This is a genomic window from Rheinheimera sp. D18, assembly GCF_004345025.1.
Classification (GTDB): Bacteria; Pseudomonadota; Gammaproteobacteria; order Enterobacterales; family Alteromonadaceae; genus Alishewanella; species Alishewanella metallidurans.
The window spans coordinates 136,015-152,716 of sequence record NZ_CP037745.1; the positions used below are offsets into that span (position 1 = coordinate 136,015).

At 44.5% G+C, this 16,702-nt stretch carries 11 protein-coding genes; 9 read left to right on the forward strand and 2 right to left on the reverse strand.

Annotated elements, in window-relative coordinates:
• Positions 1 to 99: 99 nt before the first annotated feature.
• Positions 100 to 2,640: a M14 metallopeptidase family protein gene (locus E0Z06_RS00650; RefSeq protein ID WP_132580947.1), complete on the forward strand. Its 2,541-nt coding sequence runs from the start codon at positions 100 to 102 to the stop codon at positions 2,638 to 2,640.
• Here E0Z06_RS00650 and E0Z06_RS00655 read toward each other — a convergent pair.
• Entirely contained in the window at positions 2,637 to 3,347 is a 711-nt protein-coding gene (locus tag E0Z06_RS00655; RefSeq protein ID WP_243695532.1) for a ComF family protein, read from the reverse strand. The two genes, E0Z06_RS00650 and E0Z06_RS00655, sit on opposite strands and share 4 nt — an antisense overlap.
• A 47-nt stretch (positions 3,348 to 3,394) precedes the next feature.
• Between E0Z06_RS00655 and bioH the strand changes: the two genes are divergently transcribed.
• The 8 genes from bioH (at position 3,395) to E0Z06_RS00695 (ending at position 14,313) form a co-directional block, all read left to right on the forward strand.
• Entirely contained in the window at positions 3,395 to 4,204 is an 810-nt protein-coding gene (gene bioH / locus E0Z06_RS00660; RefSeq protein WP_243695533.1) for a pimeloyl-ACP methyl ester esterase BioH, read from the forward strand.
• Between the two features lie 76 nt (positions 4,205 to 4,280).
• Positions 4,281 to 4,583 carry an excinuclease ATPase subunit gene (locus tag E0Z06_RS00665; protein WP_132580951.1) on the forward strand — a complete coding sequence of 101 codons (303 nt, stop codon included), beginning with the start codon at positions 4,281 to 4,283 and terminating at the stop codon, positions 4,581 to 4,583.
• A gap of 4 nt (positions 4,584 to 4,587) precedes the next feature.
• Positions 4,588 to 5,481: a putative metalloprotease CJM1_0395 family protein gene (locus E0Z06_RS00670; RefSeq protein WP_132580953.1), complete on the forward strand. Its 894-nt coding sequence runs from the start codon at positions 4,588 to 4,590 to the stop codon at positions 5,479 to 5,481.
• Positions 5,482 to 5,679: 198 nt separating this feature from the next.
• The gene (locus tag E0Z06_RS00675; RefSeq protein ID WP_132580955.1) at positions 5,680 to 6,756 is read left to right on the forward strand and encodes a metallophosphoesterase; all 1,077 of its coding nucleotides are present in this window, start codon (positions 5,680 to 5,682) and stop codon (positions 6,754 to 6,756) included.
• Between the two features lie 249 nt (positions 6,757 to 7,005).
• On the forward strand, positions 7,006 to 7,203 hold the full coding sequence (locus E0Z06_RS00680; RefSeq protein WP_132580957.1) for a hypothetical protein: 198 nt from the start codon (positions 7,006 to 7,008) through the stop codon (positions 7,201 to 7,203).
• A 3-nt stretch (positions 7,204 to 7,206) separates the two neighbouring features.
• Positions 7,207 to 9,738: a TonB-dependent receptor gene (locus tag E0Z06_RS00685; RefSeq protein WP_279432810.1), complete on the forward strand. Its 2,532-nt coding sequence runs from the start codon at positions 7,207 to 7,209 to the stop codon at positions 9,736 to 9,738.
• A 53-nt stretch (positions 9,739 to 9,791) separates the two neighbouring features.
• Positions 9,792 to 12,137 carry a prolyl oligopeptidase family serine peptidase gene (locus tag E0Z06_RS00690; protein ID WP_132580961.1) on the forward strand — a complete coding sequence of 782 codons (2,346 nt, stop codon included), beginning with the start codon at positions 9,792 to 9,794 and terminating at the stop codon, positions 12,135 to 12,137.
• Positions 12,138 to 12,234: 97 nt separating this feature from the next.
• Entirely contained in the window at positions 12,235 to 14,313 is a 2,079-nt protein-coding gene (locus E0Z06_RS00695; RefSeq protein WP_132580963.1) for a winged helix-turn-helix domain-containing protein, read from the forward strand.
• A 42-nt stretch (positions 14,314 to 14,355) separates the two neighbouring features.
• Here the strand turns inward: E0Z06_RS00695 and E0Z06_RS00700 are convergent, their stop codons facing one another.
• Positions 14,356 to 16,668: a Tex family protein gene (locus tag E0Z06_RS00700; protein WP_132580965.1), complete on the reverse strand. Its 2,313-nt coding sequence runs from the start codon at positions 16,666 to 16,668 to the stop codon at positions 14,356 to 14,358.
• Between the last annotated feature and the right edge of the window lie 34 nt (positions 16,669 to 16,702).

The following is a 16,702-nucleotide window of genomic DNA, read 5'->3' on the forward strand; positions in this document are numbered from 1 at the left end:
TTAATGGCTATGATACTCCTCCTGTTTCGGTGATGCCAGCCCCGCTTGAGTTTTGCGTCTGTTCTCGCTAATTTAGCCGCAGCTTAGAGGATATCAATTATGAAAAGTTACACCTTATTAGCGCTACTTGCGCTTAGTGCTTACAGTGTTGCAGATACTAAATATGTGCCCAGTGTTGAAAATTCAACCCTGCCATCACCAAACCAAGTGTTGGGCTATAACGTTGGCGACTGGCATGTGCGCCATGATCAAATTCAGCGTTATGCCGAGCAGCTTGCTGCCGCGTCAAAGCGAGTGCAGTTTGAAACTATTGGTTATACCCACGAACAGCGGCCGTTACTGCAGTTGATTATTTCTTCAGAACGAAATTTACAGCGCTTAGAACAAATTCGTAAACAGCATATTGATGCGGCACGCGGCGGCGAAGAAACCGCAGCCGATGCGCCGGTTATTATTTGGTTGGGTTATAGCATTCATGGTAACGAACCTAGTGGTGCTAATTCTTCGTTATTAGTCGCCCAATATTTAGCTGCGGCACAAAATGATGAGGTGCGTAATTGGCTAGATAATGCCGTTATTATTCTTAACCCGAGTTTAAACCCCGATGGTCTTGACCGCTTTGCGCATTGGGCAAATATGCACAAAGGTGCAGCTGCAGTTGCCGACACCCAGCATCGCGAACATAATGAGCCGTGGCCAAGTGGTCGCGCAAATCATTACTGGTTTGACTTAAACCGTGACTGGTTGTTATTGCAACATCCTGAAAGTCGTGCTCGCATTACGCAGTATCAAAAATGGTTGCCAAATATCGTTGCCGATTACCATGAAATGGGTACTAACAGCACGTTTTTCTTTCAGCCGGGCATTCCTAGCCGCAATTATCCGCTAACGCCAAAACGTAATTTTACGCTAACTCAGGAGCTGGCTAAATTTCATGCGGCAGCGTTTGATCAAGCTAAGCAGCTGTATTTTACCGAAGAAAGTTTTGATGATTTTTATGTCGGCAAAGGCTCAACTTACCCCGATGTTCAAGGTAGTGTAGGAATTTTGTTTGAGCAAGCAAGTAGCCGCGGCCATGCACAAGACTCAATTAATGGTTTATTGAACTTTAGCGACACAATTCAAAACCAACTGACAGCGTCTTTATCTACCATTCGCGGTGCGGTAGCTAAACGTGCGGATTTATTGTCATACCAGCACGATTTTTATAAGTCTGCTGCTAGCCAGGCAAAAAGCAGTAAAAACAAAGGTTACATACTGACCGAAACGGCTGATAAAAGCCGTATGGCATCGCTGTTAGAGTTGTTGCAGCGCCATAATGTAGAAATTTATCAACTAAGCCGCGACTGGCAAGAAGGTGATATTACCTATAGCGCTGGCAACAGCTACTATATTCCGTTGCAACAGCCGCAGTACCGGTTAATAAAGGCCATGTTTAGCACCGAGAAAAGCTTTAACGATAATACGTTTTATGACGTATCGGCTTGGACATTACCTTATGCCTTTAATATTCAGTTTGCTGCAGTTAACCGTGAACCTGCTAAAGCACAATTAAGTGCGTCGTGGCAGCTTAATGCTGAAAAAAGCAAGCCATTAACCGCCGGTGCTTATGCTTATGCCTTTAACTGGCAAGATCAACAGGCGCCGTTATTGCTGCAAGCGTTATTAGCAGAAAAACTGGTAGTGCGTGCCGCAATGGCCGATTTTGCCACGACTAGCAATGATAGTGAAATAAACCTAAAAGCTGGCGCCATGGTGTTGGCTGCGGGTTTACAAACAGAGTTAGATTGGTTTGCGCGGTTACAAAAAGTACAACAGCGGTTTGCGCTACCTATTTATGCTATTCGCACTGGCTTAACGGCTAAAGGCAGTGATTTAGGCAGTAGCCAGTTTGTTCCAGTGACTATGCCTACCGTACTATTGCTGGCGGGAAATGATGTTAACTCGATTGAGGCGGGTGAAACCTGGTACAACTTAGAGCGACTTGCGGGCATTTCACCGTCCTTAGCCGAACCGGAAAAGCTAAGATCTTTAGACTTGAGCCGTTATAGCCATATTGTGTTACCGGATGGCAATTATAATCAATGGCAAGACAAAGAAATAAACCAGCTAAAAATTTGGACCGAGCGTGGTGGTGTGCTGTGGGGCCATAAGCGCGGCGCAGCTTGGTTGGCAAAAGTAGGTTTATTGCAAGCTGGTGTGTGGCAAGGCGATGAAATGACAGGTTTAATACCGCGTAATGATCTTAGCTACCAAGATAAAGAGTTACTCGCGGGTAAACAGCGTATTGCTGGAGCAATTTATCAGGCTGAACTAGATTTAAGTCACCCACTTACGTTTGGTTTAACCCGCAATACGCTGCCGGTATTTAAAAATGGCACTATGTTATTACAACCTAGCGACACGCCGTTTGTTAACGTAGCTTTATACAGCAGTGCCCCGCAATTAGCCGGCTATACCGCAGCAGAATATGTGCCGCGCATTAGCCAAAGTGCAGTAATGTTGGCACATAATCTTGGTAAAGGCCGAGTAATAGCGATGAGTGATAACCCGGTATTTCGCGGTTACTTTTATGGTTCAAGCCGGTTGTTAGTTAATGCGATGTACCTAGGCACAGCGTTTAGTGCGTCAGCGCGTTAGGGCGCTGGCGTTACTGCTACTGTCCATAAGCTGATATGTTCTGCGCCATGGCGGCGCAGAATTTTACATAGTTCATTGGCAGTAGCTCCTGTAGTTATTACATCATCAACCAGCGCAATGCGCGCTGGTATCACTGAATTAGGCAGCAGCACAAAGGCATTGCGTAAATTTTGCTGGCGCTGCTTGCGGTCTAAACCTACTTGCGCTTGTTGACGTTTTGGCCGTGTAAGCAACGGTAAAAGTGGAATGTGTAATTGTGCCGCCGCGGCCTGAGCCAAAACCTGTGCTGGATTAAAACCCCGTTTGCGCTGCTTACTGGCGTGCATAGGCACAAACATTATCGCTTCCGGTAAGGTATTATTATGTTGTTGGTACTGCCTCATTAGCGCAGTAAATTGCTGTTGTAATAAATCACCCGCCGCATAGTCTTGACCAAATTTCCAACGCTGCAGCCAATGCTGGTAAGGTTGTTGATAATAACCAACACTAAGCAAAGCATTAAAACCGGGTTTTGCTAAACCGCGCGCTACACTGGGTAACCACAGTAAATTATAATGGCATAGCTGATAAGGTAATTCTGGCAAGGCGTGTTGGCAGGCGTTGCATAGCTGGCGCTTAAAATGCTGAACCGGTAAACTGCACCACAAACAAGGTGTCGGCAACAGCCAATGCCAGATTTTTTGCAGCCAAACAATAAAATGGTGCAATAAATTAAGTCCTTTTAATTTACAATTTAACAACTATGGCAGCAAGAATGAGTTCTGACAAACCAACACTGGTGCTTCTGCACGGCTGGGGGCTGAATCAAGGCGTGTGGCAAGGCATTACGCATCTGTTGGGTAATAAGCTACAGATACTTACCCCTGACTTACCTGGCTTTGGTTTAAATAGACCGTTTCCTAAACCGTATCAACTTGATGCTGTTGTTGAGCAATTAGCACAAGAAATACCGGCGGACAGCTATGTCTGCGGTTGGTCGCTAGGTGGCTTATTGGCTATTGGTTTGGCTAGCCGTTTCCCAGAGAAAGTACTGCAGCTAGGGCTCGTTGCTGCGTCACCGTGTTTTATGGCGCAGCCGTCGTCTATTGAGCTATCTGTGCCTTTTGAGCCACAATGGCCTGGAATGGCACAGTCGATTATGCAGCAGTTTGCTCAGTCTTTAAGTAACAACTTAACACTAACTATCGAGCGGTTTTTAGCGATACAAGCTATGGGCAGTAACACGGCACGGCAGGATATTAAAGCGTTAAAGCAAACGATAATGGCTTACCCAACACCGGAATTAGCAGCCATTGAGGGCGCGCTACAACTACTGAGAACTGATTTACGAGACGAATTTTCTGCACTGACTCAGCCTATTGTTGGTCTTTATGGTCGGCTTGATGCCTTGGTGCCTGCTAAGGTAGTTGAACGGCTGCAGCAACTGCAGCCGCAGGCGCAGTTTAGCGTGCTTGAGCATGTATCCCATGCGCCGTTTATTTCTGCGCCAACTGAGTTTGTAGCATGGCTTAATGGCTGGCTACAACTGGATAAATTAGCGGTTAACGGCGGTGAACACAGCTAAATTGCTGCTGCCCTTTCATTTAGTCTCATTATGGTTAATAATTAGACAGTATTGCTAAGGTTGCAGGAGTTGTAGTATGAACATTCAGTCGGCGTTATATTCTGGTATGCAAGGTTTCTCGCGCGCCAGTGCGGGCGTTACCGATGCAACCTTAAACATTAATCAACAAACTCAAGTTAATCGAGCAGTAGAAACTGACCAAGCGCTGACGCAAGCAGACGCACCAGATCAGGCACGTAGTTTGCGCGCGCAGCAACCAGTATCGCTAACCAATAGCTTAGTGCAGTTGGGCCAAGAAGAACGCAATGCGCAGGCAAACGTAAAAACCATCCAAGCAGCCGATGAAATGCTTGGCACTGTGATTGATATTCGAGTGTAGATAAATGCTGGTATCTAATTATCCTAACGTTAGCATTAACACCGCCAACCCGCCGACCGAAATGGCGCGGAGCGATTCGCTACGTCAGAATTTATTTACGCCAGTAAAACAAGTAGAGAAATCCGGCGCAGAAAAACCGGTAGTTAGTGATGACAAACCCCGTTCTAGCAGTAATAGTTCCTCTACCGGCGGCTTGTACGATGCTAAGGGTAAAGAAACAGAAACACAGCAAGCTATTGATGGTCGCGGTGAGCGTGAGCCAGACCCAGAACAACAGGGTGATGACGCCAAACGCGAAGAAGAGCAAGCAGCACAGCGCGATACACAACAGCAACAAGCAGAACAGCAAGAACAACAGAAAATTCAACAGCTAAAAAGCCGTGATCAAGAAGTGAAAATACATGAACAGGCTCACGCAGCTTTAGGCGGTAGCCATGCCGGTTCGCCAAGTTATTCTTACGAGCTTGGCCCTGATGGTAAGCGATATGCGGTAGATGGCGAAGTGCAAATAGACATTTCACCGATACCGGGTGATCCGCAAGCGACAATACAAAAAATGCAGCAAGTTAGAGCCGCCGCTCTAGCGCCAGGCGAGCCATCATCGGCCGACCGACGTATTGCTGTGCAAGCCGCGCAGCAACAAACTCAGGCACAGGCTGAACTTGTAAAGCAAACTAGCAGTATGGGCAAAGGCCTACCAGAAATCGAGCAAGACAGTGGTTCTGACTCGGCCGCTAATATGGCTGACGACGACGCTCAAAGTGACATTACGTTAAAAAGCCAGGTACGACAAACCTTGGCTATGCCTACGCAAATGCAAGTAAGAAATGGTGTTATCGCAAGTTTCTATCAGCGCGCAACTGAGCCCTTAGTGCGTCAATCACTACACCAAGTTTAAGCTTTAACCCGCCACGCTAAATATTCTTTCGCACTGCCCCTAATAGAGTGAAAAAAGATAATAAAACGGCCGAAAATAGTGCTGCCGCCACCGACTGTCGATTGTTCCTGCAGTAGTCTTGCTGCATGCTGCTTAAAACAGTCTCGCATTAACTGTTTGCAGTGCTCAGTTATTTTATTGACTATATAGGAAAAAACTATGCTTCAACCGTTAACCAATACGTTTATCGCTTTATCGGTGCTTATACTTAGTGGGTTGTTCAGTAGTCATCAGGTTATAGCTGATGACGGCCCTTACGTATTTTACAGCGATAATAAACAGCAATTGAAGGTGCAATGGGTGTGCACTGTTGAAAAAATTCAACCGATAAACCAGGTTATTAAACCGGTATGTGGTTATTCGAGAGATATTACACTTCGTCAGCATAAAGCGGTTGATCCCAAGGTGCAATTTACCGCTGATAGCCTGGCTGTACTTAGTGATATTCACGGCCAGTATGGTGTTATGACAACACTACTGCAGGCTAATGCGATAGTCGATGCCGATTTTAACTGGTCGTTCGGTAGTGGGCATTTGGTGGTAGTCGGTGACGTTATGGACCGAGGACCTCAGGTAACAGAAATTTTTTGGTGGTTGTATCAACTAGAGCAGCAGGCTGAAGCTGCTGGGGGTAAAGTGCATATGTTGCTGGGTAACCATGAAACGATGGTGCTATATAACGACTTGCGCTATGTAAATGAAAAATATACGAAGGTTGCGGAGCAGTTAGGCACTGATTATACCGGGCTGTATGCTGAAAACACTATTTTGGGACAATGGCTGCGCACTAAGCCTGTTTTGCTGCAAGTTAACGATATGCTGTTTATGCATGGTGGTATGCACCCTGATTACTTAGCTTTAGGCTTATCGTTGGCCGAGGTCAACGAACAGTTTAGACAATCTCTTGGTATGGCTAAAGATGCATTAAAACAGCAACCGATGCTTAATTTCTTGTATGGCTCTTTAGGCCCGCTGTGGTATCGCGGTTATTTTCGCGAAGAAAATAGTCTCACGGAGACTGAGTTAACACAACTGTTAGCCCGTTTGAATGTGAGTAAAATAGTTGTTGGACACACCTCGATGGACGGTGTGTTTTCGCATTATGGCGGCAAGGTTATCTCGGTTGATAGCAATATTAAGCGCGGTAAAGCTGGCGAGATTTTGTTATGGCAAAAGGGCGAGTTACGCCGCGGCACAATTTTAGGTGAAAAACTGCCTATGCGAACACTGCAATAAGTTAAGTTAGCCTTAATTAGCTAATTTTCTCACCAATAGAATTTTAATGTAAGTTGTTGATTGGTAGCCAATAGATATTAAATAGAGTTATAACTGGTTAAGAAAGGACTTAGTGGTGATTGTGCTGATGCACAGCAGAGAGATAAACCTAGTGCTGGTAAGTTAATAGCTTTCAGCTAACAGGGTGTGCTTGGTACTGCACGATAAATACTAACGATTAACTCAGCGATAATACTTGGGACTATAATAATGAATAAAAACACACCAGTGGCGCTGGCCATTAAGGCCGCAATATTAACAACAGCGTTTGGCAGCGCCGGTTTTACTGCCTCCATTTATGCACAAGATAATACCGTCGCCCCGCTTGAACGTATTGAAGTTACCGGCTCACGCATTAAACGCACCGACTTAGAAGGTGTTGCGCCTGTTACTGTTATTACGGCATAAGAAATAGAACTAAGTGGTTTTAGTAATGTAGAGGAAATATTACAAGCTTCTGTAGCCAATGCTGGCCGTACTATTGAAGGTAACGAAAGCAGCTGGACGCAGGGCGCAAGCACTATCAATTTACGCGGCATGGGGGCTAACCGTACCTTAGTATTAGTGAATGGTAAGCGGGTACCTCAGTATCCGGCAGCTACGGGCGGGTCTTCAAATTTCGTCGATACCTCAACCTTTCCTACCAGCGCGGTAGAGCGCATTGAAATATTAACTGGCGGTGCATCAGCTATTTATGGCTCAGACGCTATTGGTGGCGTAGTTAATATCATTTTAAAGAAAAGTTATGACGGTAGCACAATAAACGTACGACATGAAAACCCGCAGCACGGTGGCAGAGATAAAACCAAGGCATCATTAACCACGGGTTTTGAAACCAAGCTGGGTCAAACCATGGTTGTGTTCGAGTACAGTGATGCTGAGATTTTACGCGCTGGACAGCGTGACTTTACTACAGTAGGTGGCCCCGATGGCACTGAAAAACATAGCTCTACTTCTGCATTTATTCGTGATTACGGTAAAGTATTTCATAAGCAAGATTATGTTATGGCGAATCAGCAGCAATGTGATGAGTTATTTGGCGATAACGCCGTGTGGGATGGCAGCGAAAGTCGTTATAAATGTCGCTATGAACTATATAATCAAGATGGCCTACATACGGCAAAAACCGAATATAACCTTGTACTAAATCAGTCAGGTGATTTAAATGAAAACTGGCAATACAGTATGTTATTGCAAGGTAGTGATAAAAAAACGGTGAAGGGCAATAGTCAAAAGGGCGTGACACCAACCTTCTATATGAATGCGGATAACCCTGGCGAGTATAGTTATGACGCTACCGACTTTGCTAACACCAAAGAGTTTCGGATGTACCGCCGGTTAGATGATTATGGCCAAGTACGAGATTACGTTGGTGAAGAGAAAAATTTAAATATGTCACTTGGTGTTGCCGGTAACGTAGGTGATTACGGTTTAGAAATTAACTGGGCTTATGGTAAAAGTCGTTTTGAGCGTACCGGCGTTAACCAAATGCGTGCAGACCGTTTGTTAGATATTATCAGTTTTAACCCTGCTGATTCTGCTAATGCCGATAAATGGTATCCAATGGATAAGATGACAGCAGCACAAGCAGATTACTTGTATGCTGAAACACTAACCGATGCCGGCTCTGGCATGAACCAACTGCAAGCGGTACTAACCGGCGATTTAATTGATACGGCGAATGGCCCAGTGCAATTTGCACTGTCTGCAGAGTGGGCACGTGATTGGTTTTTCGACGTTAAAGATGAAGACACCCTAAGTGGCAACTTAATTGGCCAAGGTGGTACCCAAGGACGCGGAGAGCGTAAACGTTATGCTCTGGCTGGCGAGGCCGCTATTCCATTGCTAGAAGCGAGTTCTGGCTATGGCAAAATGGATGCAAGCATCGCGGTGCGTTACGATAAATATGATGATAAATCTGAAGTGGGTGGCGCGTTAACACCACAGATGGGAATTACCTATCAGCCGCATGAAGACATCCTATTAAGAGCCAACGCAGGTCGCAGTTTCCGTGCGCCAGATCTGCAGCGAATGTATGGTGGTGTTAGCCGCAGTTTCAGCAGTACGACGATAAAAGTTGATCCTAATTATCCAGATGGCATTGATGATAACTTTGAATCAATTAGTGCCGGTAATATCAAGCTAGCAGAAGAGAAAGGTAAGTTTTGGAACCTAGGTGTTGTTGCGCAAATAACCGAAGGTTTAAGCTCTAGTTTAGATTTTTGGCGTATTTCGTTAGAAGGTGCAGTTTACACTGAAACTGTTGATAGAATATTAGGCAACCCCGCCTATGATATGACAGGTCAAGCAAGTTCATGTAACGATTTAAACTCGATTGGTTACATTATGCAGCAGTTACCAGGGCAAGATTATAAAGATATTTTTTGTGTGCGCCGTGGCACCATTAATAGTGCGTATGAATCTTCGCAAGGGGTAGATGGTGAACTAACCTACAACTTGAATTTAGATCAGTTTGGTAAGTTTCGTTTAAAAACCAACTTATCTTATACCATGGAAAAAACCTACCAAGCTTTTGCTGGTGGTGAACGGTTAGAAGAAACAAAAGATGACTACTTGCCGATTTGGAAAAGCACCGTTTCGTTAAACTGGGCCTTTCATGGTGTTAGCACTAACTTAAGCTGGTATTACCTTGGCACCGGCGAAGGTAGCGATATTTGGAACCTAGTTGATGCAGCAGGTAAAAAATATCAAGAACGAGTATGGAGCAAGGTTGCTGCGCAGCAACGTTTAAATTTAAACAGCAGCTACCGTTTTGATTTTGGTACTAAGTTAACGCTGGGTATCAATAACTTAACGGATACGACGCCGCCATTGTTTACCGAGGGGCATCCAGATCGCAATAGCCATCCGTATTATCCGACCAATATGGGATACGACGTTATTGGCCGCACGTTCTATGTCGCTTTAGAGCACCGTTTCTAACTTGTAGATTAAATTAAGCTCCGATTTCGGAGCTTAATTTTTTGGGTAGCTTAATGTTTCGTTTAATTATTAGTATTATTTTATTATTGCCATGCTCTTTGCTGGCGTTGTCGTATCAACAACCCGATACCCGCTTGGCCCAGCTTGTTGCTAATAGTAGCCAACTACACTGGCAATTATCAGCCAATAACAACTGGTTAATACAAACTGAAAATGCCGACCGGCCAGATCTCGCCGAATTACGCTATGCCACAGCAGAGCTTGCGGGTTTACGTATTAACCTTGAGCAACTGAGTGTTGGTTTAGGCAATGGTTATAAAAAAATTAGCTTGCAGCACAATATTACTGCACAGCACCTTGAAATTAATGCGCTAGCTAAGCAACGCTTATATGCGCCTAAGCTTTCGCCAGATGAAAATTGGCTTAGTGTGGTAATGGCCGAGCCACGGGGCTTGTTTATTAAGTTTATAAATTTAAAAAATGGCAAGCAGCGCCAAGATAAGCAGCGCTTAAATGCCATTTTTGGTATTCAATATCAATGGTTAGCCGATAGTTCAGCAATCGTGATGCTGGCAGAACATCAAGCCGACACGAAGCTAATAGCCACTGCGTTACCCAGCGTGTACGAAAGTAACACAGACAAAGAACCGCAACGTACTTATCAAATGTTACTTAGCTCACCAAATGATAACATTCAGTTTTCTCAATTAATTCAATCACGTTTAGTGCAAGTGTCCACGAATTTACGCAGTAAAACGTTATTACAATTACCGCTATATCGCTTTGCCTTATCGCCCGATAATCAATATGTGTTAGTTGACCAAATACTGCAGCCATACTCTTATCTGGTGCAAGCGGATAATTTTAGCCGTAGCCAAGATATTTACAGTATTAGCGGAAATAAAATAGTTAATTTACAGCAACAAGGTGTACATGAGAGCCGTAAAACTCGGCCCGGATTAAAGCATATTGCCTGGCGCGCGGACCAGCCGGCAACTTTGTATTGGGTTGCCGCACATACCAATAAAGCTTTTAAAGAAGCGCTATGGCAATGGCCAGCGCCCTTTAAGGCTGAGCACGAGAAGCTTCATGATTTAGCTTGGCGGTTTAGCAAAGTACAGTGGTCAAGCAACCGGTTAGCCGTGCTGTATGAAGCCGATAGCAACACAAAGCAAGAGCGGGCTTGGTTTTTTCCTGACGGCCTTGCTGAGCCTGGCCGCATTTGGTATCAGCGACACACTAAAGACCAATCCGGTTTACCGGGCCGTCTACTGACAACAACTAACCAATATCATCGGCAAGTACTTAAACAAACTGCACGTGGCGAGATGTACTTGTTGTCAGATGATAATGAGCTGCAACCGCAAGAGCTTAATATCGTGTCATTAACCACCGACAGTAAAACCTTGTTATGGCGCGCCGCGTCAGATGCACAAGATAGCTTTATTGATCTTATTGATGATGGCAATATTTTTTATTCGCAACAAAAATTACAGCAACCAGCAGAGTTATATCAGCAACTCGCCAGTAACGTGGTTAAGCGAGTGAGTGTGGCTCATCCGGCACCGAGTTATCAGCACGTAACCCGACAACAGGTTAACTATCAGCGTGCCGATGGTGTAAAACTCAATGGCTGGTTATATTTGCCAGCAGGCTACAATAGCGCAATGGGGCCGTTACCTGTACTTATGTGGGCATACCCACGAGAGTACGATTCTGTTGCCATCGCCGAACAACAAACAGCGAACAGTCATAGGTTTATGGAGTTATCTGCTTCAGGAGCCCAGGCCTATGTCGCTTTAGGCTATGCGGTATTTGCGCAGGTTAGTATGCCAATTATTGCTGATGAAGACACCGCACCCAATGATACGTTTTTACCGCAGCTAATTGCTAATGCTGAGGCAGCGATTAATACCTTAGTTAAAATGGGCGTGGCTGAGCGCGGCAATATTGCCATAGGCGGGCATTCTTATGGCGCATTTATGGTAGCAAACTTATTGGCCCATACTGATTTATTTGCTGCAGGCATTGCGCGTAGTGGTGCCTATAACCGCAGTTTAACGCCTTTTGGTTTTCAATCAGAAAAGCGTAATTTTTGGCAGCAACCGCAAATATATACTGATATGTCGCCGTTTTTTCATGCTGATAAAATTAACGCCCCGTTATTAATGATCCACGGCCAAGCCGATGCAAATTCTGGTACTCATCCAGAGCAGTCATTACGCATGTTTAATGCATTAAAGGGGTTAGGTAAGGTATCAAGGCTCGTTATGCTGCCGCTAGAAGGGCATCATTATCAAGCTCGGGAATCGGCATTACGTTTGTTGTGGGAGCAACAACAGTGGTTGGCACAATATCTTAAAGCAACACCGGCTATGCAGCAAAATTCGACAGAATAGCCAGTAGCATGTGCTAATGCGCGTTATTAACTATTCACTATGGTAGTATTTGGTAACAGAGCCATAACTTGTTACAACCAATTGGTAGTTTTTAATTATGCAGCAGACATTTTCTTTAGCTGGGTTACTTATTAACCCAGCTGAATTAACCATTTCTAATTCAGAATTACAGGTTTCTGTGCAGTTAAAACCAATGGAAGTGCTGGTGTATTTAGCGCAGCACTATCCCACTTTGGTTAGTCGCGAACAGCTGATAGATAATGTCTGGTTAGGTAATAATTACGTTGGCGAAAAAGCCCTTACTAATGCAATCTGGCAGCTGCGTAATATCTTACAAAAGTTTAATGCTGCTGATTTAATTACTACGATCAGGAAAAAAGGCTATCGCCTAGCCGAAGCTCCGCAGTACAACGCGACAATTAGTGAAAACACTAACCAAGGCTCAACCAAGCAACGCTCATGGCGTAAAGTGTGGTTTGGATTAATGTTTATCATTGCAGCAATAGTCATTTTGGCCGGTCAGCATTGGGTTTTCTCTGAAAAAAGCCTAGCGGCGCCAGTTATTAGTAAAATAACCAATAGTGTTGGCCGAGCATTTTTTCCGGCATTATCACCTGATGGCCGCTATTTAGTTTTTACTTGGCGCAAGCTATCTACACCTTCTGATTTATATCTTATTGATTTACAAGACGCGAACTATACGCCTAAGCAGTTGACGTTTAGCAGTAACGACGAAAGTAGTGCGCTGTGGAGCAAAGACAACCGCACGATATTTTACTCAAGTAAAACCGAGGTGTATGGCGAATGCCATATCATGCGACTAGATACGCTAACTTTAGCTACCACAGAAATAGCAACCTGCGGCCGGCATAGTAAGGTATATATGGATGAGTCGGTAGATGGCAGATACTTGGTTTATAGCGGCAAGGTGGCGCCAGATGGTACAAACGTCTATTTGCTCGATTTACAAAACCCTGAGGCCGAGCCTAAACTGTTGCCTTGTCATGCCAATTGTCAGTATCGCGTGCGTGAAGTAGCCTTTTCGCCCGATGGCCAGTATTTAGCCCTAACGCGTCGCGCGCATCGTTTATCAGAAGATATTTATTTATTAAATTTGGCTACCAATGAAGAAGAAAAACTGACAGAAGATCAAGAAGATATTTTAGGTGTATCTTGGCACCCTGATAGCAAGCGATTAGTTTATGCCTCTGTGCTGCATGGTAAGCGCCAAGCCTTTATGTTTAATCTTACCGATAAACAACATTACAACTTAGATATTGATAACTTTGCCGAGCCAAGCAAAATAGCGGCAAATGGCGACGTGTATTTTTTCAGTAGCACTTATGTACCTCAGTTAGGTTATTTACCCGTGAACCAAGGCATACCAGCCGCTATAGTACGCTTAACAACGGCAGACGAACGTTATGAGCATCCTAACTACAGCCATGCAAAAAAAGCTATTGCTTATGTGAGTAACGAGTCGGGAAACATGGAAATATGGATGTCTGATCCTGACATGGTACAGCGAACTCAATTAACCCAGTTAAACGGTATGGTTAAGTATCCGCAGTGGTCTTATGATGGCCGCTTTATTGCTTTTGTTGGTCGTTTACCTGAACAGCAAAATGATAAGCTAATGCTGTTAGAAGTGGCAACGGGTAAATTAAGTCAACTAGCAACGGGGGTAAGTTGGCATGGCCAGCTTAGTTGGTGGTATGACGACAGCGCTATTATTTATAGTTATAACAACAATTTATTTAAGTTTGAGCTGAAAACTAACGCTGTTAGCCAGCTAACCACTAATGGTGGTGTCTGGGCACAAATGCCTGCAAAAGATCAGTTTTATTTTAGTAAAGGTCGTAATCGTGGTTTGTGGCAGTTGCTACCAGACCAAACCGAGAAAATGTTACTACCTAGTCATATTTTTAGTGCCAGAATCGCTTGGGCTTATGCGAATAACGGTATTTATTTTTTGCAGCAACAGTCACAAAAAATGCTGTTGAGTTTTTATAATATAAAAACATCGACCACACAGGACATGATGCTGTTGCCAATTGATATGCTGAGCTTACTAACGGTAATGAGCTATGACCCTGATAATAATCGGTTATTTTTAGAATTACCCATGCAGCCGCGAGCAGATATTTATAAGTTAAGCCACCCATTATTACAATAAAACGCCAGTTACTAACGGTAATAACTGGCGTGGACGGGTAGTTTATTTTTTCAATTTAGCAAAAGCATCGGCAAAGGCATTACCCATAGCCGCGTTGTTATCTACCGGCTTTGCTGGCCGTGGTGCCGCGGCTCTGGCGCTTTGATGACGTTGGGTTGGCGCTTTGTCTTGCGATTTAGGCTCTGGTTGTTCATCCATACGCATCGTTAGTGCAATACGTTTACGCTCAACTTCAACGTCGAGTACCTTCACTTTTACTACGTCACCGGCTTTTACTAACTGATGTGGATCACTAACAAACTTATCGGTTAATGATGAAATATGTACCAAGCCGTCCTGGTGTACGCCAATATCAACAAAGGCACCAAAGTTGGTTACGTTAGTTACTACGCCCTCAAGCAGCATACCTGGCTTCAAATCTTTTAAGGTTTCTACACCGTCTTTAAAGCTGGCTGTTTTAAATTCAGGCCGTGGGTCGCGGCCCGGCTTATCTAACTCTTTTAAAATATCGGTAATAGTAGGTACACCAAAATGCTCATCGGCAAATGCTTTTGCATCAATATCTTTTAAAAAGCTGCTATTACCAATAATTTGCTCAACCGTTTTTTGGTGTGCGCTCAGAATTTTTTCAACTAGTGGGTAAGCTTCTGGGTGCACCGACGAGGCATCTAGCGGGTTAGTACCATTGTTAATTTTCAGAAAACCCGCTGCTTGTTCATACGCCTTTGGCCCTAGTCTTGGTACTTTTAATAGTTGTTTGCGTTCGTTAAAGCGGCCATTGGTGTCGCGATAAACCACAATATTCTGTGCCAGTGTTTTGTTTAAGCCTGCCACTCGTGCTAATAGCGGTGCTGATGCGGTATTTAAATCAACACCGACGGCGTTTACGCAATCTTCTACCACGCCGTCTAATGACTTGGTTAGCAAGCTTTGGTTAACGTCGTGCTGATACTGGCCAACACCTATGGCTTTAGGTTCGATTTTTACTAGCTCTGCTAGTGGGTCTTGTAAGCGACGGCCGATAGATACGGCACCGCGTAATGACACATCTAAATTTGGGAACTCTAGCGCGGCAAGCTCGGATGCGGAATACACTGATGCACCGGCTTCTGACACCATCACTTTTTGAATTTTATGCTGCTCAGGTAATAACTTCATCACCTCAGCGGCCAGCTTGTCAGTTTCGCGTGAAGCAGTGCCATTACCGATAGCGATTAGCTCAATTTTATGTTGTTGGCATAGTGCGGCCAGCACTCGTACCGACTTATCCCATAAGTTTTGTGGCGCGTGCGGAAATATCGTGGTTTGGCTTAATAGCTTACCGGTTTCATCAATTGCCGTTACTTTAACACCCGTTCTAAGGCCAGGATCGAGCGCCAATGTATTACGCATGCCGGCTGGTGCCGCCATTAATAAATCTTTTAAATTACGCGCAAACACTTTAATAGCTTCTTGTTCCGCCTTTTCGCGCAGCTCGCCTAGTAAGTCGTTTTCTAAATGTAAATGTAGTTTAACTTTCCACGTCCATTGCACTGCAGTGCGTAAAAACCCATCGGCGGCACGACCTTCGTCTTTTATTTGAAAATGGCTAGCGACCATTTGCTCGCACAAACTATGTGCAGTTTCTTCATTAGCATCAGGAATAAGTTGTAACTGCAGTACGCCTTCATTACGACCACGAAACATAGCCAATGCGCGGTGCGATGGAATGTTTTTCCAACTTTCGGTATGGGAAAAGTAATCGCGGAACTTCGCGCCTTCTTGCTCTTTACCTGCTACTAGCGTGCTTTTTAGTACCGCATGCTGGGCTAAATGCTGGCGCAAACGGGCTAGCAAATTGGCATCTTCGGCAAAGCGTTCCATTAAAATGTACTTAGCACCATCTAGTACGGCTTTTTCATCAGCAAAACCAGCATCAACGTTGATATAGGCCAGTGCTGCTTGTTGAGGGTTGAGTGTGGGCTGTTGCAGTAGCGCATCGGCTAATGGTGCAATGCCGGCTTCAATAGCAATTTGGCCTTTGGTACGGCGCTTAGCTTTGTAGGGCAGGTATAAGTCTTCTAGTCGGGTTTTATTATCTGCTGCTAGTATGTCTTGTTTTAATTCAGGGCTTAGTTTGCCTTGCTCGTCAATGGTTTTTAATATTACCTGACGACGGTCTTCAAGCTCGCGTAAGTAGGTTAAACGCTGTTCAAGATGGCGTAGTTGCGTATCGTCTAGGCCGCCAGTAATTTCTTTACGGTACCGAGCAATAAAGGGTACGGTTGAGCCCTCTTCTAACAATTTAATAGTTGCAGATACCTGCTCGGGACGCGCGGCAATTTCTGCTGCGATCTGGTTAACAATCATAGACATAAAAAGAAAATTCCTGAATTAAAAAGTACCCGTA